Source organism: Salipiger sp. H15 (genome assembly GCF_040409955.1).
GTDB lineage: Bacteria > Pseudomonadota > Alphaproteobacteria > Rhodobacterales > Rhodobacteraceae > Salipiger.
Genome location: NZ_CP123384.1, coordinates 321038 through 337052 on the forward strand (window position 1 = coordinate 321038; position 16015 = coordinate 337052).

16 protein-coding genes are annotated in these 16015 nt (G+C 70.2%); 6 read left to right on the forward strand and 10 right to left on the reverse strand.

Going from position 1 to position 16015, the window contains the following annotated elements:
- Window positions 1–113 precede the first annotated feature (113 nt).
- From recJ to PVT71_RS01570, 4 genes are all read right to left on the reverse strand, one after another.
- Window positions 114–1859, reverse strand: a complete 1746-nt coding sequence (gene recJ, locus PVT71_RS01555) for a single-stranded-DNA-specific exonuclease RecJ (RefSeq protein WP_353472738.1) — start codon at window positions 1857–1859, stop codon at window positions 114–116.
- 237 nt (window positions 1860–2096) lie between these two features.
- Window positions 2097–3065 (reverse strand): class II fructose-bisphosphatase, encoded by a 969-nt coding sequence (gene glpX / locus PVT71_RS01560; RefSeq protein WP_353472740.1) that lies wholly within the window; start codon window positions 3063–3065, stop codon window positions 2097–2099.
- 212 nt (window positions 3066–3277) lie between these two features.
- Entirely contained in the window at window positions 3278–4570 is a 1293-nt protein-coding gene (locus PVT71_RS01565; RefSeq protein WP_353472741.1) for a homoserine dehydrogenase, read from the reverse strand.
- Window positions 4571–4700: 130 nt separating this feature from the next.
- Window positions 4701–5012: a hypothetical protein gene (locus tag PVT71_RS01570; protein WP_353472742.1), complete on the reverse strand. Its 312-nt coding sequence runs from the start codon at window positions 5010–5012 to the stop codon at window positions 4701–4703.
- Window positions 5013–5155: 143 nt separating this feature from the next.
- Here PVT71_RS01570 and PVT71_RS01575 point away from each other — a divergent pair, with 143 nt between their 5' ends.
- On the forward strand, window positions 5156–5746 hold the full coding sequence (locus PVT71_RS01575; protein ID WP_353472743.1) for a TetR/AcrR family transcriptional regulator: 591 nt from the start codon (window positions 5156–5158) through the stop codon (window positions 5744–5746).
- Window positions 5747–5797: 51 nt separating this feature from the next.
- Here the strand turns inward: PVT71_RS01575 and PVT71_RS01580 are convergent, their stop codons facing one another.
- Window positions 5798–6226, reverse strand: coding sequence for a c-type cytochrome (locus tag PVT71_RS01580; RefSeq protein ID WP_353472744.1), 429 nt, complete (start codon window positions 6224–6226; stop codon window positions 5798–5800).
- A gap of 168 nt (window positions 6227–6394) precedes the next feature.
- On the opposite strand from PVT71_RS01580, the gene PVT71_RS01585 reads away from it, so the two are divergent.
- Window positions 6395–6826, forward strand: coding sequence for a DMT family transporter (locus PVT71_RS01585; protein WP_353472746.1), 432 nt, complete (start codon window positions 6395–6397; stop codon window positions 6824–6826).
- 21 nt (window positions 6827–6847) lie between these two features.
- On the opposite strand, the gene PVT71_RS01590 is transcribed toward PVT71_RS01585, so the two are convergent.
- The 4 genes from PVT71_RS01590 to PVT71_RS01605 all read right to left on the reverse strand — a co-directional run bounded on the left by PVT71_RS01590 (window position 6848) and on the right by PVT71_RS01605 (window position 10309).
- A complete protein-coding gene (locus PVT71_RS01590; RefSeq protein WP_353472747.1) occupies window positions 6848–7786 on the reverse strand; it encodes a calcium-binding protein in 939 nt (312 codons plus the stop codon).
- A 151-nt stretch (window positions 7787–7937) separates the two neighbouring features.
- A complete protein-coding gene (locus tag PVT71_RS01595) occupies window positions 7938–8621 on the reverse strand; it encodes an ABC transporter ATP-binding protein (RefSeq protein WP_353472748.1) in 684 nt (227 codons plus the stop codon).
- A complete protein-coding gene (locus PVT71_RS01600; RefSeq protein ID WP_353472749.1) occupies window positions 8614–9900 on the reverse strand; it encodes a lipoprotein-releasing ABC transporter permease subunit in 1287 nt (428 codons plus the stop codon). The genes PVT71_RS01595 and PVT71_RS01600 overlap by 8 nt, the downstream gene beginning before the upstream one ends.
- A gap of 202 nt (window positions 9901–10102) precedes the next feature.
- Window positions 10103–10309 carry a hypothetical protein gene (locus tag PVT71_RS01605; RefSeq protein WP_353472750.1) on the reverse strand — a complete coding sequence of 69 codons (207 nt, stop codon included), beginning with the start codon at window positions 10307–10309 and terminating at the stop codon, window positions 10103–10105.
- Window positions 10310–10501: 192 nt separating this feature from the next.
- Between PVT71_RS01605 and PVT71_RS01610 the strand changes: the two genes are divergently transcribed.
- The gene (locus PVT71_RS01610; protein WP_353472751.1) at window positions 10502–11617 is read left to right on the forward strand and encodes a pyridoxal phosphate-dependent aminotransferase; all 1116 of its coding nucleotides are present in this window, start codon (window positions 10502–10504) and stop codon (window positions 11615–11617) included.
- A gap of 182 nt (window positions 11618–11799) precedes the next feature.
- On the forward strand, window positions 11800–12006 hold the full coding sequence (locus PVT71_RS01615) for a histidinol phosphate aminotransferase (RefSeq protein WP_353472752.1): 207 nt from the start codon (window positions 11800–11802) through the stop codon (window positions 12004–12006).
- Between the two features lie 107 nt (window positions 12007–12113).
- Here the strand turns inward: PVT71_RS01615 and PVT71_RS01620 are convergent, their stop codons facing one another.
- Window positions 12114–13313, reverse strand: coding sequence for an aminotransferase class V-fold PLP-dependent enzyme (locus PVT71_RS01620; RefSeq protein ID WP_353472753.1), 1200 nt, complete (start codon window positions 13311–13313; stop codon window positions 12114–12116).
- A 199-nt stretch (window positions 13314–13512) separates the two neighbouring features.
- On the opposite strand from PVT71_RS01620, the gene PVT71_RS01625 reads away from it, so the two are divergent.
- Complete coding sequence (locus PVT71_RS01625) at window positions 13513–14208, forward strand: tyrosine-protein phosphatase (RefSeq protein WP_353472754.1); 696 nt, start codon at window positions 13513–13515, stop codon at window positions 14206–14208.
- A complete protein-coding gene (locus PVT71_RS01630; protein WP_353472755.1) occupies window positions 14205–15962 on the forward strand; it encodes an ABC transporter ATP-binding protein in 1758 nt (585 codons plus the stop codon). Before PVT71_RS01625 ends, PVT71_RS01630 begins: the two co-directional genes overlap by 4 nt.
- Window positions 15963–16015 lie beyond the last annotated feature (53 nt).

Sequence of the window (16015 nt, forward strand, 5' to 3'; positions counted from 1 at the left end):
CGTTCTAGTCAAAGCTCAGACCCCTTGCAAGCGGAATTTTACGGTTTTTTGAGCCCTCGGTGATTTTTTCTCAAGTCACTGAAAAACAACGTAAAATTAGGCATGAAAATGCCTTACCCAGCGGCAGGTGCGGCGTCCTCGAGTCGCATCTGCACCGACCGCCGACCGTTCCACTCGTTGATCTCGAAGCGCCCGGCGAGGTGGAATCGTGCGCCCTTGTGCTGGCTCAGCGCCTGGCCCATCGGCGTGTCGAAGGCGCCGAAGCAGATGGCGTCGATCTTCGCGCCGAGCCCGTCCCCGGCGGTGATCTTGAGGTGCCCGGTGCCGACTTCCTTGGCAAAGAGGATCTGCGCGTCGGGCATCGCAAAGCGCGGACCCGGCGCGCCCGCACCGAAGGGCCCGGCCTGCTCGAGCCGGTCGCAGAGGTCGGTGCTCGCCACCCCCGGCATCATCAGCCCGTCGAGCCGCAGGTCCGCCGCGCCGCCCTGCCCGGCGCCCTGCTTTGCGAGAATCTCCGCCAGCCGCGCCATGGCCTCGTCGAGCTTGCCCTCGGCCACTGTGAGACCCGCCGCCATCTTGTGCCCGCCACCCTTGATCAGCAGCCCCTCGGCGGCAAGCTTCTGGATGCTGGCGCCGAGATCGACGCCCGAGACCGAGCGGCCCGAGCCCTTGCCCTCGCCGCCGTCGAAGCCGATCACCACCGACGGCCGGTTGGTCATCTCCTTGAGGCGCGAGGCGACGATGCCCACGACGCCCGGATGCCAGCCCTCGCCCGCCGCCCAGACCAGCGGCGCGTCGAGGCCGCGCTCCTCGGCCTGCGCGATCGCCGCGGCACGCACCGCCTCCTCGACCTCGCGGCGCTCGGAGTTGAGCTTGTCGAGCCGCTCGGCCAACGCCTCGGCCTCGTGCCGGTCGCGGGTGGCCAGCAGCCGCGCGCCGAGGTCGGCCTGCCCGATCCGCCCGCCGGCGTTGATCCGGGGGCCGAGCACGTAGCCGAGGTGATAGGCGGTGGGCGCCGTGTCGAGCCGCGCCACGTCCGAGAGCGCCACCAGCCCCGCCCGCTCGCGCCGCGCCATGACCTGCAGCCCCGCGCGCACGAAGGCGCGGTTGACCCCGCGCAACGGCGCCACGTCGGCAACGGTGGCCAGCGCCACGAGATCGAGCAGCGACATGAGGTCGGGGCCCTGCGCCCCCGCCTCGCGAATCTGCCTCCCGCAGTCGACCAGCACCATGAAGACCACGGCGGCGGCGCAGAGATGCGCCAGCGCGCCATCCTCGTCCTGCCGGTTGGGGTTCACCACGGCCACGCAATCGGGCAGCGTCTCGCCGCCGAGGTGGTGGTCGAGCACCACGACATCGGCGCCTTGCGCCGCGGCGATGGGCTCGTGCGAGAGCGTGCCACAGTCGACGCAGATGATGAGGTCATGCGCGGCGGCCAGCTGCTGCATGGCGGGCACGTTGGGCCCGTAGCCTTCGTCGATGCGGTCGGGCACGTAGAGCGTCGCCTCGAGCCCGAGCTGGCGCAGCCAGTCGACCAGCAGCGCCGCCGAACTGCCGCCGTCGACATCGTAATCGGCAAAGATCGCGATGCGCTCGCGACCCCGCACCGCCTGCAGGATGCGGGCCGAGGCCTTCTCCATGTCGCGCATCGAGCGCGGGTCGGGCATCAGGTCGCGCAGCTTGGGATCGAGGAAGCCCGGCACCTCCTCGCCCGGCACGCCGAGCCGCGCCAGCACCGCGCAGAGCGGGCGCGGCAGGTGCGTCGCCTGCACCAGCGCCTCGGCCTGCCGCTCGACCTCGACCGCCGGCCCCACCCAGCGCCGCCCGGTCAGCGACTGCTCCACACCCAGATAGCTCATGCGCCCCTCGCGTTTCTTCTCTGCCCCGATTGGCCCCCTCCCTAGCGCGAAACGGCGGGAAACGGAACAAGCCGAAGCGCCGCGCCCCTGCCCGGCGCCGCGCCCGGCGGGACGGGCGGGATTTGCGTATTTGGAAAGAGAAGAAGCCGGGGGTCTGCGGAAACGGAAAGGGGCCCGCGCCGCGAGCCCCCTTCTTCTCTTTTCAAATACGCAAATCCGGCGCCGGCCGGACCGCGCTCAGCCGTGGAACGGGTTGCGGTACTGCACGCGGCGCACCGAGCCGGTCTTCGAGCGCATCAGGATGGTCTCGGTCTCGATCCAGCCCGGGCTGCGCTTGATGCCCGACAGGATCGAGCCGTTGGTCACGCCGGTGGCGGCGAAGATCACGTGGTCGGTGACCATCTCGTCGCGCTTGTAGATCTTGTCGAGGTCGGTGATGCCCGCCTTGGCGGCGCGGCCGCGCTCGTCGTCGTTGCGGAAGAGCAGGCGGCCGTACATCTGCCCGCCCATGCATTTCAGCGCGGCGGCGGCAAGCACGCCCTCGGGCGCGCCGCCCGAGCCCATGTACATGTCGATGCCGGTGATCTGCGGCTCGGCGCAGTGCATGACGCCGGCGACGTCGCCGTCGGTGATCAGCCGGATGCCGGCGCCGGTGGCGCGGACCTCGGCGATCATCTCCTCGTGGCGCGGGCGCTCGAGGATGCAGACGGTGATGTCGGTCTGCGCGCAGCCCTTGGCCGCCGCCAGCGCCGCGACGCGCTCGGAGGGGGTCATGTCGAGCGTCACCACGCCCTCGTCGAAGCCCGGGCCGATCGCCAGCTTGTCCATGTAGACGTCGGGCGCGTGCAGCATCGAGCCGCGCGGGCCCATGGCGATGACGGTCAGCGCGTTGGGCATGTCCTTGGCGGTCAGCGTGGTGCCCTCCAGCGGGTCGAGCGCGATGTCCACGCCCGGGCCGTTGCCGGTGCCGACCTCCTCGCCGATGTAGAGCATCGGCGCCTCGTCGCGCTCGCCCTCGCCGATCACCACCACGCCCGCGATGTCCAGCAGGTTGAGCTGTTCGCGCATGGCGTTCACCGCCGCCTGGTCCGCGGCCTTCTCGTCGCCACGGCCGATCAGGCTGGCAGAGGCGATGGCGGCCTGTTCGGCGACACGGGCAAGGCCGAGGGAAAGCATGCGGTCATTGAAATCGACGGGAGCAGACATGGGGTCTTCCTTGAAAAATTTAACGCTTGGGAAGGGTGTAGCGCGGCGGGTCCGAGAAGGGCAAGTCCGCTGGCGCTAACCGGCCGGCCCGCCGGCGCGAACCGGCGGGTCCGGGGGTTTCGCGGGCGCCGCCGCCGCCGCGCGTGACGGCGCGGCGACGGGGAGGTGTCAGGGATGTGTCAGCCCGGGGTCGGACAGGGGCCGGGGCGGAGTCAGACCGCCTCGATCCGCAGCGCCACCGGGGTGCCGTGCACCACGCCGGTCTCGGCCATGGCCGACAGCGCCGAATCGAGCGCCGCGCGGGTCGTCTTGTGGGTGACGATCAGCACCGGGGCGGTGTCCGCCGTGGTGCTCTGCCCGTATTGCCGCAGGCGGTTGATCGAGACCCCGGCCTCGCCGAGCGCAGTCGCCACCTTGGCCAGCGCGCCCGGGCGGTCGACCAGCGCCATGCGCAGGTAATAGGGCGCGGGGGTGGTCGCCATGGCCGAGACGGTCTTCACCAGGCTCGAGGCCGGCGCGCCGAAGGTCGAGATCCGCGTGCCGCGCGCGATGTCCATCACGTCGCCCATCACCGCCGAGGCGGTCGGGCCCTCACCGGCGCCGGCGCCGCGCAGCACGATCTGGCCGACCTCGTCGCCCTCGATCACCACCATGTTGGTGCCGCCCTCGAGCTGGCCGAGCGGCGAGGAGGCGGGCACGAGGCTCGGCGCCATCGACTGCTCGAGCCCGCGCTCGGTCATCCGGCAGACGCCCAGCAGCTTGATGCGGTAGCCCATGTCGGCGGCCTGGCGGATGTCCTCGATCGACACCCGGCCGATGCCCTCGAGCTCGACCCCGTCGAAGGCGACCTGGGTGCCGAAGGCGATCGACGAGAGCAGCGAGAGCTTGTGGCCGGCGTCGATGCCGCCGACGTCGAGCTCGGGATCGGCCTCGAGATAGCCCAGCCCGTCGGCCTCGGCGAAGGCTTCCTGGTAGGAGAGGCCCGCGGTCTCCATCCGGGTCAGGATGTAGTTGCAGGTGCCGTTCATCACGCCGATGACGCGGGTGATGCGGTTGGCGGCAAGGCCTTCGGTCAGCGCCTTGATCACCGGGATGCCGCCGGCGACCGCCGCCTCGAAGCGCAGCACCGAGCCCGAGGCCTCGGCCAGCTCGGCCAGCGCCTGGCCATGGTGGGCGAGCAGCGCCTTGTTGGCGGTGACCACGTCCTTGCCGGCCTTGAGCGCCGCCTCGGCGGCGGCCTTGGCCGGGCCGTCCGAGCCGCCCATGAGTTCGACCAGCACGTCGACATCGTCGCGCTTGGCAAGGGCGACGGGATCGTCCTCCCAGGCGTAACCGGCCAGCGACACGCCGCGGTCCTTGTCGCGGTTGCGCGCCGAGACGGCCGAGATCACGACCTTGCGGCCGGAGCGGGACTCGAGCAGCTCCGCCTTCTGCTGCACGATCTTGACGACGCCGGCACCGACGGTGCCAAGGCCCGCAATCCCCAGGCGCAGAGGTTCAGTCATGTGCGGGATCCTTCCTACTCGGTGTCTTCGTTTGATTTGGTTGGGCTTGCCTTAGCCCTATCGCAGGCGGCGTGCAACGTCGCGGAAGCGGGCCGGCGCGGCATCGCACCGCGCCTGTTGCGGGCGCGCTTTACGCGCCCGGCACCTCGGGGAAGACGACGCCGCCATCCATGCGCCCGCGCGCCGTCTCGTCCACCACGTCGCCCTGCAGCGCCGCGGCGCGGCGGCGCAGCGCCTCGGCCCGGGCATCGAGATCCGTGGCCATTTCGGGGGCGGCGCGCGGGGCCGGCTGCGCCTGCATCAGCCCGGCCAGCGGCACCAGCTTCGGCCAGGGCGCCGAGGCAACGCCGGGGCTCTGCGAGCCGTCGAACTCGGGGAAGTCCGAACAGGCGGCGGCCAGGGCGCAGAGGCCGAGGACCGGAACCAGGGACAGGAGGCGCATGGGGGCTTTCAGGACGGGTCTCCGGGCGGCTTGCTTGGCGGGGTTCCTTGCGGACTGTGCCCGTCTTGCCGCAAGCGGCGCTACAGGGCAAGCCCGGGGCGCGGCGCGCTTGATCTGAACGGACGTTCAGATAAACATGGGGCATGGCCCGTACCGCTGGATCGCATTCCGACATCACCGGGCCGCGGATCCGCGAGGCGGCGCTGCGGCTCTTTGCCAAGCACGGCTATGCCGCCGTCTCGATGCGCCGCATCGCGTCGGAGGTCGGCGTGCAGGCGGGGGCGCTCTACAACTACATCCCCGACAAGCAGGCGCTGCTCTTCTCGCTGCTGCGCGGCCACATGGACGAGCTGCTCGAGGCCTGGGCCGAGCAGCCCCACCCCGGCGATCCGCTGGCGCGGCTCGAGGAGTTCGTGCGCTTCCACATCCGCTTCACGCTGCGGCGGCCGGAGTCGATCTTCATCTCCTACATGGAGCTGCGCAACCTCGAGCCGGAGAACTTCGCGGTGATCGAGGCGCTGCGCGGGCGCTACGAGGGCGTGCTCGAGCAGATCCTGCGCGACGGCCAGGCAGAGGGGCAGATCTCGGTGCCCGACACGCGGATCGCGGCCTTTGCGCTCATCGGCATGCTGACCGGGGTGAACACCTGGTACCGCGAGGGCGGGCGCCTGTCCGAGGACGAGGTCGCCGCGCTCTACTGGGACATGGCGCGCAAGGCGGTCGGCGCGGGCTGAGCGGGCAAGAGCCTTCGAAGGCTTCTGCAGGTTTCCTCGAAGAAACCTGCCTTACTTCGCTTGCTGGATCGATTCGAGATATTCGAGCAGCGCCACCATCTTGCGCGGCGTCGGCGTCAGGATGCCGTCGCCGGTGTCGAGCGGCACCTCGTCGCCCTTCAGCAGCTCGCCGAATTCCGGCATTCCCGGCCCGGTCATGTCCGAGCGCGCATAGCCGTCGATCATCGAGAGCACCTCGGCGCGGGGGAAGTCGCCGCCGCGGCGCGCCGCGATATGCGTCAGATCCGCCGGCTTGATGCCGAGATCGGCGGCCAGCTCTCCGTTGCCCACCGCCGTCGGCCCGTGGCAGGCGGCGCAATAGTCCATGAACAGCGCCCGGCCGTCCGCCGCCTCGGGCATCGCGGCCTCCATGCAGGCGCCGAGCCCCAGCAGCCCCGCCGCGGACATTGCCCAGATCCCGCCCTTCATCGCGCTTTTCATGATACCTGCTCCCTCGCCCTGTCCGGGTGTTTCTGCCTCGTTGCCCCCTGTGTCGCCCGGCGCAGGGCGCGGATCAAGCCCGGATCGGCGCGGCCCGTGCGTTCGGCGGGTGACAATCGCCGCGCGCCGCGCCAGTGTCGCGGCGACAGCGACCACGGAGACCGCAAGATGCCCACCCAAGCCCTCGTCATGCTCGCCGCCGGGATCGGCATCCCGGTGCTCGCCGCGCTCAACTCGCGGCTCGGGGCCTGGCTCGGCTCGCCCGCCGCGGCGGCGGTGATCCTGTTCTGCGTGGCGCTGAGCGCGAGCCTGATCGTGCTCTTCACCCTCGATGCGCGGCCGATCGCACGGGCGGTGGACGCGCCGAAACACCTGTTCCTCGGCGGGCTCTTCGTCGCCTTCTACGTGCTGAGCATCACCTATGTCGCGCCGACCTTCGGGGTCGGGCGGGCGGTGTTCTTCGTGCTGCTGGGGCAACTGATCAGCGCCGCGGCGATCGACCATTTCGGCCTTTTCGGCGTGCGTGCCGCGCCGATCTCGATGCAGCGCGGCATGGGGCTGGCGATGATGGCCGCCGGGGTCTTCCTCGCGCAGCGCTGAGGCGTCGCCGTCAGGCAATCCTCAGGCCGCCACCTCGCCGACGAAGGCAAGGCTGGCCGAGGTGATCGGTCCGCTGCGCCCGACCAGCGTGACCGAGGCGCCGTTGTTCAGCGTCACGACCAGCCCCGAGGCGCTGGCCACCTGCGAGACGATCACCGGGGCGAGCGCGCCGGTGTAGCTGAAGACGATCATGTCCTCGGCCTCGTCGAAATCCTCGATGATCGCGCCGTCGGCGAGCACGAAGCGGTCGGCCCCTGCCCCGCCGAGGCCGATGTCGCCGTCGCCGAGCATCAGCGTGTCGTCGCCCGCGCCGCCGATGACGAGGTCGGCCTCGCCGTCGTCGCCCTCGGGGTCCGAGCCCCAGAGCAGGTCGTCGCCCGAACCGCCCAGCAGCGTGTCCGCGCCGCTGCCGCCGGTGATCGTGTCGGCACCGCTGCCGCCCTCGGCATAATCCGCGCCGCTGCCGGCCGAGATGCTGTCGGAGCCCGCGCCGCCCGAGATCACGTCGTCCCCCGCGCCGCCGATCAGCGTGTCGGCAAGGTCGGAGCCGGTGATCCGGTCGTCGCCGTCGGTGCCCTCCACGGTGCCGGTCCCGCTGCCGGTGGTGTCCTCGCCGGTGCCGGTGGTGTCTTCGCCCGTCCCGGTGGTGTCCTCACCCGCGCCAACGGTGTCTTCGCCAGTGCCGACGGTGTCCTCACCCGCGCCAACGGTGTCTTCGCCCGTCCCGGTGGTGTCTTCGCCGGTGTCGGGTCCGGTCTCGCCGCCCGTATCCTCGCCGCCCGTCTCCCCGTCCTCGACGGGCAGGATCACGTCGTCGCCGCCGCCGGTGTCGGTGTCGGAGTCGTCCTCGCTGCTGTCCTCCGGCGCGTCTCCCTCGTCGTCGCCGCCCTTGTCGAAGGGGAAGGCGACCGCGGCGAAGGGCAGCAGGGCCACGAGCGCTACAAGGAATTCGATCGGCATGGAGGGCTCCGGAGGGGCGGGTCAGCTGGGGATTTGCCCGGACCCTGCGCGCGGAGTTTGACGAAAATTGGGCGCATCCGCGGCCCTGCGGGGGTCATCCCGGGGCCACGCGCACGCGGCGCGCGCCCCCGGTCAGGCCCTCGGCCGCGCCTCAGAGCGCGATCAGCTGCCCGCCGCGCAGCTCGACCTGCCGGTCCATGCGGCCGGCGAGCTCGAGGTTGTGGGTGGCGATGAGCGCCGAGAGGCCGGTGTCGCGCACCAGCGCCATGAGCGCGCCGAAGACCCGGTCCGAGGTTCCGGGATCGAGGTTGCCGGTGGGCTCGTCGGCCAGCAGCAGCTTCGGCGCATTGGCCATGGCGCGGCAGAAGGCGACGCGCTGCTGCTCGCCGCCGGACATGGCGGCCGGGCGGTGCGCCGCGCGGCCCTCGAGCTCGACCGAGGCGAGCAGCTGCCGCGCCCGCGCCGTCGCCTGTTTCGCCGGAACGCCGTTCGCAAGCTGCGGCAGGGTGATGTTCTCGATCGCCGAGAACTCGGGCAGCAGGTGGTGGAACTGGTAGACGAATCCCACCTCCTGCCGGCGCACGATGGTGCGGCGGCGGTCGGACTTGCCGCCGAGCACCTCGCCCGCGATGGCCACCTCGCCGCCGTCGGCGGTGTCGAGCAGCCCGGCGATGTGCAGCAGCGTGGACTTGCCCGCGCCCGAGGGGGCGACCAGCGCCACGACCTCGCCGCGCGTCACCTCCAGCTCGGCGCCGCGCAGCACCTGGACCTCATTCGGCTGGCCGCGGTTGTAGAATTTCTCGATGCCGGACAGGCGCAGGACGGACTCACTCATAGCGAAGCGCCTCCACGGGGTTCATGCGCGCGGCGCGGCGCGCGGGGAAGATGGTCACGATGAAGCTGAGGCCGAGCGAGAGCGCCATGGCCGAGAGCACGTCGCCGAGCTGCAGCTTGGCGGGCAGCGAATAGATGCCGCGCACCGCCGGATCCCAGACGCCGCCGCCCGCGACGTAGTTCACGAAGGAGAAGATCGGGTCGATGTAGATGGCGAAGAGGCAGCCGAGGATCACGCCGAGGATGGTGCCGATGACGCCGGTGAAGGCGCCGCAGATGAAGAAGACGCGCAGCACCGAGCCCTCGGTCAGGCCCATGGTGCGCAGGATGCCGATGTCGCGGCCCTTGTTCTTGACCAGCATGATGAGGCCCGAGACGATGTTCATCGTGGCGATCAGCACCAGCACCGAGAGGATCACGAACATCACGTTGTCCTCGACCTCGAGCGCGCGCAGGAAGCCGCCGGAGGCGTCCTGCCACGTCCAGACCAGCGCGCCGGGACCGGCGGCCTCCTGGATCGGCACGGCCAGCGCGTCGACCTGCTCGGGATCGTTGACCATCACCTCGAGCTCGTCCGCCACGCCCTCGCGGTTGAAGTAGAGCTGCGCCTCGGCGAAGGGCATGTAGGCGCGGGTGCGGTCGATGTCGTAGCGCCCGGCGGTGAAGATCCAGACCACCTCGTAGGCCTTGACCCGCGGCGAGACGCCGAAGGCGGTCTTCACCCCGTCGGGCGAGATGAGCTTGACCTGGTCGCCCACATCAACCCCCAGCTCGCGCGCCACGCCCGAGCCGAGCGCGATGCCCTCGCCGAAGCGCGACAGGTCGCCATAGCCGGTCTCGGGATCGACGACGCGGCGGATGCCCTGCAGATCCCCGGCGGAGATGCCGAAGATCTCGACCCCGGCGTTGCGGCCGTTGGCATTGGCCATGACCTGTCCCTTGACCAGCGGCGCGGCGCGCTCGACGCCCGGCACCCTGGCGACAGCCTCGGCACGGGCGGTGTAGTCATCGAAGGTGCGCACCATCCGCCCGGCGTCGTCCGCCCGCGCCGAGGCGTAGACGGTGACATGGGCGTTGGAGCCGAGGATGGTGTCGACGAACTCGGCCCGGAAGCCCGAGCGCACCGACAGCGTGGCAATCAGCGCGAAGACCGCGAGGGTGATGCCGATCAGGCTGATCCAAGTCATCACGCTCACCCCGCCTTCGGCGCGCCGGGCACGCAGGTAGCGCCAGGCGATCATCCATTCGAACGGGGCAAAGGGCGGCGGGGTCTGGGCCATGGGCACTCTTTCCGGGTCAGCGTATCGCGCGCGAACCTGACCGCAAGCCCCGGCAGGGTCAATCCCTCGCCGCCCGCTGTTTCCTCACTGTCGCCCGCGGTCTGCTCCGCGGCCTCGTCCACGGGCCCCTTCCGGCGCCGCGGGGTGGGGTGATCGCTCCGGCCCGAAGCCAGCCACGCGACCACCCAGGCCTGCCCGAGGCTCACCACATGCCTCGCGGCAGGCGGGCCTGCTCGATCTTCGGCGGCAGACCCATGTCGCGCCGTGCGGCGTTGTCGAGCGCGTCGAAGCGCAGCGCCTCGCGGTGCTTGCGGTCCTCGCGGATCAGGAAGTCCTTCAGCCAGAGCCAGAACGGCTTGCGGCGCGGACGGGTGCCGAGGCTCTTCGGCAGGGCGATGTACTGGACCATGACGTCCTCCTTGTCTGGTCACCGCACGGCGGGACTGCCGCGGGATGCCGACTTGTGACAGGGGCGCGTGATCGGCCCGTTGCCGCTGCGTCAACGCCGCGCGAACGGCGCCGGGAATCTGCGTGAATTCCCGGCCGCATCCGCTGCTTTCGGCCTATTGCCAGCGCTTTTCCGCTGCGGCATATCTCGGCCATGACTGGACCCCGCTACACCCCGCTCGTCGCATCGCTTCCCGAAACCGTGCCCTTCGTCGGGCCGGAAACGCAGGAGCGCGAGCGTGGCGCCCCGTTCCGCGCGCGCATCGGCGCCAACGAGAACGTCTTCGGCCCCTCGCCCCGCGCGATCGAGGCGATGCAGCGCGAGGCCTCGGAGATCTGGAAATACGGCGACTCGACCAGCTTCGAGCTGCGCCACGCCATCGCCGCGGCGCATGGCGTCGCCCCCGAGAACGTGATGGTCGGCGAGGGCATCGACGGGCTCTTGGGCTATCTCGTGCGGCTGGTGGTCGGCGAAGGCGACGCGGTGGTGACCTCCGACGGCGCCTATCCCACGTTCAACTACCACGTGGCGGGCTTCGGCGGGGTGCTGCACAAGGTGCCCTACGCGGACGACGCCGAGGATCTTCCGGCGCTGCTGGCCCGGGCGGCCGAGGTCGATGCAAAGCTCGTCTACTTCGCCAACCCCGACAACCCGATGGGCTCGTGGAAGCCGGGCGCCGAGATCGCCGCGCAGCTTGGCGACGTGCCCGAGGGCACGGTGCTGATCCTCGACGAGGCCTACGTCGAATTTGCCCCCGAGGGCACCGCCCCCGAGATCGACATCGACGATCCGCGGGTGATCCGCTTCCGCACCTTCTCGAAGGCCTATGGCATGGCCGGGGCCCGCGTCGGCTACGCGCTGGCCGCGGCGCCGCTGATCCGCGCCTTCGACAAGATCCGCAACCATTTCGGCATGAACCGCGCGGCGCAGGCCGGGGCGCTGGCCGGGCTGCAGGACCGCGACTGGCTCGAGCAGACGGTTCAGAAGGTCGCCTCGGCCCGCGCCCGCATCGCCGCCATCGCGCAGGCGAACGGGCTCTCGGCCCTGCCCTCGGCGACCAACTTCGTCGCGGTGGACTGCGGCGGCGACGGCGCGCTGGCAAAGGCCGTGCTGACGGGCCTGAGCGCGCGCGGCGTCTTCGTGCGGATGCCCTTCGTGGCGCCTCAGAACCGCTGCATCCGCATCGGCGCGGGCACCGAGGCCGACCTCGACGCGCTGGAAGAGGCGCTGCCCGCGGCGCTTGCGGAGGCGCGCGCCGCCGTCGCCTGAGCGGGCCGGTCCCGGCTTTGCACAAAATTTCCGCCGATGCGTGGCAATGCATCGGCAGGAAAGGGTTTTGAAACCTGTTTTGATCAGCCTGATGCGTGACCCCGGGCCCGGGTGCGCTACCCTTGTGCTATTGCATGACCCGTTCCGGAACGTTCTGTCCCAGTCTGTCTGAGGATCGCATTATGGCACATCCCTCCGAACCCCCGCGGCCGGATTTCTTCAGCGCCAACCTCGTGCTGCTCTTCGTGGTGATTTTCTTCGTCTTCCTGCTGCTTTGGATCGGCTACGGGCTTGGCCCGGTGCTGATCGCCGCCGTGGCGGTCAACCACGTCATCTCGGTCATCGACCACCGCCGCAACGGCGCGCACGAGTCGCCGCCGCAGACCTGAGTCGCCGCGCAGGACCACGGCAGCGACTCGCAGCCGGGCATGTGACTGCCCGGCCGGATGATTTCATATGTGTCCCTTCACGAAGGACCGGCACTGCGGGGTGCCTGTCAGCCCTTGGCGATCTCGGCCGCGGCGGCGGCCAGCGCGCCCGGACCGTGCGGAATGTCGAGCGAGGTGAAGCCCGCCTCGATCACCCCGAGCAGGCCGAGGATCATGTGCGCGTTGACATGGCCCATGTGGCCGAGCCGGAAGAAGCCGGTGCCCGCGGGATCGTCGGGTTCGGTCATGCCGAGCCCCACGCCCAGCGTCACGCCCGCCTCTGTCTCGCACCACTTGCGCAGCTGCGCGCCGTAGGGCTTGCCGAGCCGCAGCGCGGTCACCGCGTGGCTGCGCAGCCCGCGGTCGGCGACGTTGAGCGTCAGCGGCCCGCCCTGCCCCCAGGCCTCGGCCGCGGCCCAGACCGTGCGGGCCAGCACCGCGTGGCGGTGCCAGACCTGCTCGATGCCTTCCTCGCGGATCATGTCGAGCGCGACGCGCAGCCCGTAGAGGTGATGCGTCGGCGCGGTGCCGCCGAAATACTCGTAGAAGAAGTCGGGCGTGCCGCGCGGGATCCAGTCCCAGTAGCGCGAGACGCGGGTCATCTCGGCGCGGCGCGCCTCCGCCTTGTCGTTGAAGAAGACGAAGCCCAGCCCCGGCGGCACCATCAGGCCCTTCTGCGAGCCAGTGACCATGATGTCGACGCCCCAGTCGTCCATGCGGAATTCCTCGACACCCAGCGAGGCGACGCAGTCGGCCATCAGCAGCGCCGGGTGGCCGGTGGCGTCCATCGCGGCGCGCAGGCTCGGCAGGTCGTTGCGGATCGAGGTGGCGGTGTCGACGTGGCTGGCGAGCACGGCCTTGATCCGGCGTTCCTTGTCGGCCCGCAGCGCCTCGGCGACCAGCGCCGGGTCGTAGGTCGAGCGCGTGCCGAACTCGATCAACTCGACCTCGGCCCCGAGCCCGCGCGCCATCTCGGCCCAGCCATGGGCAAAGCGCCCGGTCGCCGGCACCAGCACCTTGTCGCCCTCGCCCACGACATTCGCCAGCGCCGCCTCCCAGGCGCCATGCCCGTTGGCGATGTAGATCGCCACCTTGGCCGCCGCGCTCTGCGCCACGTAGCGCAGGTCGGGGATCAGCCCGGCCACCATCTCGACGATCGCGCCCTCGTAGATATTGGGCGAGGCGCGGTGCATGGCGCGCAGAACCGCGTCGGGCATGACGGAAGGACCGGGGATGGCCAGATAGGGGCGACCATGGGCGAGAGACATGCGAAAACTCCGAAAGCACCCCTTGAAAATACGGGGCGAGGGCCAACCTAACCGCGGTTGCGCCGAGGTCAATTGCCGAAGGCGCACCCCCCGCCATGCCCCCGGCGCAGGGCGGGTCATTGACGCGCGGAAGGCACGAAGCTTGCCAGCAGGGGCCGATCCCCGTAAACCGCCGCGCGACAGCCACAGGAAGTGACGGATGCTGACCAAGTTCTGGGACAAGATCGAGACCGCGGAGCGACGCTTCCGCAGGTCCTTCGGCAAGGACATCTCGACGCCCGGCGCCCGGATGCTGTCGAAGCTGCACTACAACGTCTTCGACCACGCCTTCCTGCGCCTCTTCTGGCACAATTTCTGGCAGATCGCCCCCGGCGTCTGGCGCTCGAACCAGCCGACGCACCGGCGTTTCGAGAAATATGCCGAGATGGGGATCAAGACCGTCATCACCTTGCGCGGCGAGGAGAAGTACTCGCATTATCTCTTCGAGAAGGAGAGCTGCGAGAAGCTGGGCCTGACGCTGCTGCACGCCAAGCTCTGGGCGCGCATGGCACCCAAGGCCGAGCGGATCACGCATCTCATCGACACGATGCGCGAGGCCGAGAAGCCGATGATGTTCCACTGCAAGTCGGGTGCCGACCGCGCCGGCTTTGCCTCCGCCGTCTACCTGATGGTGTTCGAGGGCGTGCCGGTCGAGATCGCGCGCAAGCAGATGGGGCTGAAATACGCCCACCTCGAGTTCACCAAGACCGGGATCCAGGGCTACATCCTCGACATGTACGCGGCGCGCAACCGCCGCGCGCCGATCGCCTTCGAGGACTGGGTGCGCACCGAGTACGATTCCAAGACGGCGCAGGCCGGCTTCGACGCCAAGCGCCCGCCGGAAGAGCTGGCATGAGCGACGGGTCCAAAAAGCGGGGCAGCCTGCTCTACTGGCTCGGGCGCTACTACCTCTGGCGCTATCGCTGGCAGATCGCCATCGCCTTCGTCTTCATGATGCTCGAAGGCTCGATGTTCGGCTTCCTCAGCTACATGATGAAGCCGATGTTCGACGACGTGCTGGTCGGCGGCAGCCGCGCGGCGCTCAACTGGGTCGGCATCGCGATCTTCACCATCTTCATGATCCGCGCGCTGGCCAGCGTGATCCAGAAGGTGCTGCTGACCCGGGTCTCGCAGCTGACCGTCGCCGACATCCGGCAGGACCTGCTGGCGCACCTGATGACCCTCGACAGCGGCTTTCACCAGAAATACGGCCCCGGCTACCTCATGCAGCGGATCGAGGGCGACGTCGACGCGATCAACAAGGTCTGGCGCATCCTGATCACCGGCACCGGCCGGGACGTCATCGCGCTCTTCTCGCTGTTCGGCGTGGCGCTCAGCATGGACTGGCGCTGGACGCTGGTGGCGCTGATCGGCGTGCCGATCATGGTCGCGCCGTCGATGATGCTGCAGCGCTACGTGCGCAAGTACGCCCGCCGCGCCCGCGACATCTCGGCCGGGCTCTCGACCCGGCTCAACGAGATCTTCCACGGCATCGTGCCGATCAAGCTCAACCGGCTCGAGAAATACGAGGCGGGCCGCTACAAGGCGCTGACCAAGGAGCGGATCCGCACCACCGTCGCCTCGAGTCTCGGCCAGTCGGCCCTGCCCGGCCTGATCGACGTGATGTCGGGCATCGGCGTGCTCGGCGTGCTGCTCTACGGCGGCGGCGAGATCATCTCGGGGCAGAAGACGGTCGGCGACTTCATGGCCTTCTTCACCGCCATCGGCCTCGCCTTCGAGCCGCTGCGCCGGCTCGGCGCGGTGAGCGGCACCTGGCAGATCGCCGCGGCCTCGATCGAGCGGATCAAGGAACTGCTCGAGCTCGAGCCCGAGCTGCGCGACCCGCCGCATCCGGTGCCCGCCCCGAAGGGCGTGCCCGAGATCGTGCTCAAGGGCGTCGAGCTGAACTATTCCGGCTCCGCCGTGCTGCGCGGCACCAGCTTCACCGCCGAGGCGGGCAAGACCACGGCGCTGGTCGGCGCCTCGGGCGCGGGCAAGTCGACCGTGTTCAACGTGCTGACCCGGCTCGTCGATCCCGACGCGGGGGACGTCACCATCGGCGGCGTGCGCACCGACGCGATGAAGCTCGCCGACCTGCGCGGGCTCTTCTCGGTGGTCAGCCAGGACGCGCTGCTCTTCGAGGACAGCCTGCGCGAGAACATCCTGCTCGGCCGCGAAGACGTGGCGGACGAGCGGCTCGACGAGGTGCTCGAGGCGGCGCATGTCGCCGATTTCGTGCCGCGCCTGCCTGACGGGCTCGACAGCCTTGCCGGCACCCGCGGCAGCAACCTCTCGGGCGGGCAGCGCCAGCGCGTGGCGATCGCCCGCGCCCTGCTGCGCGACACGCCCATCCTGCTGCTCGACGAGGCGACCTCGGCGCTCGACGCCGCCTCCGAGCAGGTGGTGCAGGCGGCGCTCGACAAGCTCTCGGCCGGGCGCACGACGCTGGTCATCGCGCACCGGCTCTCGACCATCCGCAACGCCGACAAGATCGTCGTGATGGACGCGGGCCACGTGGTCGAGGAAGGCACGCATGACGAGCTGATCGCCCGCGACGGCGCCTATGCGCGGCTGCACGCGATGCAGTTCGAGGATGAACAGACCGTCTGAGCCCCGCCCCCTGTCACCCGCTCCGGGCTGCGCCTATAGTCGCGGCAAAGGAC

What these genes read in the sequence shown, in the direction of transcription:
- PVT71_RS01615 (WP_353472752.1), top strand. Translation starts at nt 11,800, where the DNA reads ATGGCACATCCCTCCGAACCCCCGCGGCCGGATTTCTTCAGCGCCAAC.
- PVT71_RS01580 (WP_353472744.1), bottom strand. Translation starts at nt 6,226, where the DNA reads ATGAAAAGCGCGATGAAGGGCGGGATCTGGGCAATGTCCGCGGCGGGG.
- PVT71_RS01585 (WP_353472746.1), top strand. Translation starts at nt 6,395, where the DNA reads ATGCCCACCCAAGCCCTCGTCATGCTCGCCGCCGGGATCGGCATCCCG.
- PVT71_RS01565 (WP_353472741.1), bottom strand. Translation starts at nt 4,570, where the DNA reads ATGACTGAACCTCTGCGCCTGGGGATTGCGGGCCTTGGCACCGTCGGT.
- glpX (WP_353472740.1), bottom strand. Translation starts at nt 3,065, where the DNA reads ATGTCTGCTCCCGTCGATTTCAATGACCGCATGCTTTCCCTCGGCCTT.
- PVT71_RS01595 (WP_353472748.1), bottom strand. Translation starts at nt 8,621, where the DNA reads ATGAGTGAGTCCGTCCTGCGCCTGTCCGGCATCGAGAAATTCTACAAC.
- PVT71_RS01610 (WP_353472751.1), top strand. Translation starts at nt 10,502, where the DNA reads ATGACTGGACCCCGCTACACCCCGCTCGTCGCATCGCTTCCCGAAACC.
- recJ (WP_353472738.1), bottom strand. Translation starts at nt 1,859, where the DNA reads ATGAGCTATCTGGGTGTGGAGCAGTCGCTGACCGGGCGGCGCTGGGTG.
- PVT71_RS01630 (WP_353472755.1), top strand. Translation starts at nt 14,205, where the DNA reads ATGAGCGACGGGTCCAAAAAGCGGGGCAGCCTGCTCTACTGGCTCGGG.
- PVT71_RS01570 (WP_353472742.1), bottom strand. Translation starts at nt 5,012, where the DNA reads ATGCGCCTCCTGTCCCTGGTTCCGGTCCTCGGCCTCTGCGCCCTGGCC.
- PVT71_RS01625 (WP_353472754.1), top strand. Translation starts at nt 13,513, where the DNA reads ATGCTGACCAAGTTCTGGGACAAGATCGAGACCGCGGAGCGACGCTTC.
- PVT71_RS01605 (WP_353472750.1), bottom strand. Translation starts at nt 10,309, where the DNA reads ATGGTCCAGTACATCGCCCTGCCGAAGAGCCTCGGCACCCGTCCGCGC.
- PVT71_RS01590 (WP_353472747.1), bottom strand. Translation starts at nt 7,786, where the DNA reads ATGCCGATCGAATTCCTTGTAGCGCTCGTGGCCCTGCTGCCCTTCGCC.
- PVT71_RS01575 (WP_353472743.1), top strand. Translation starts at nt 5,156, where the DNA reads ATGGCCCGTACCGCTGGATCGCATTCCGACATCACCGGGCCGCGGATC.
- PVT71_RS01600 (WP_353472749.1), bottom strand. Translation starts at nt 9,900, where the DNA reads ATGGCCCAGACCCCGCCGCCCTTTGCCCCGTTCGAATGGATGATCGCC.
- PVT71_RS01620 (WP_353472753.1), bottom strand. Translation starts at nt 13,313, where the DNA reads ATGTCTCTCGCCCATGGTCGCCCCTATCTGGCCATCCCCGGTCCTTCC.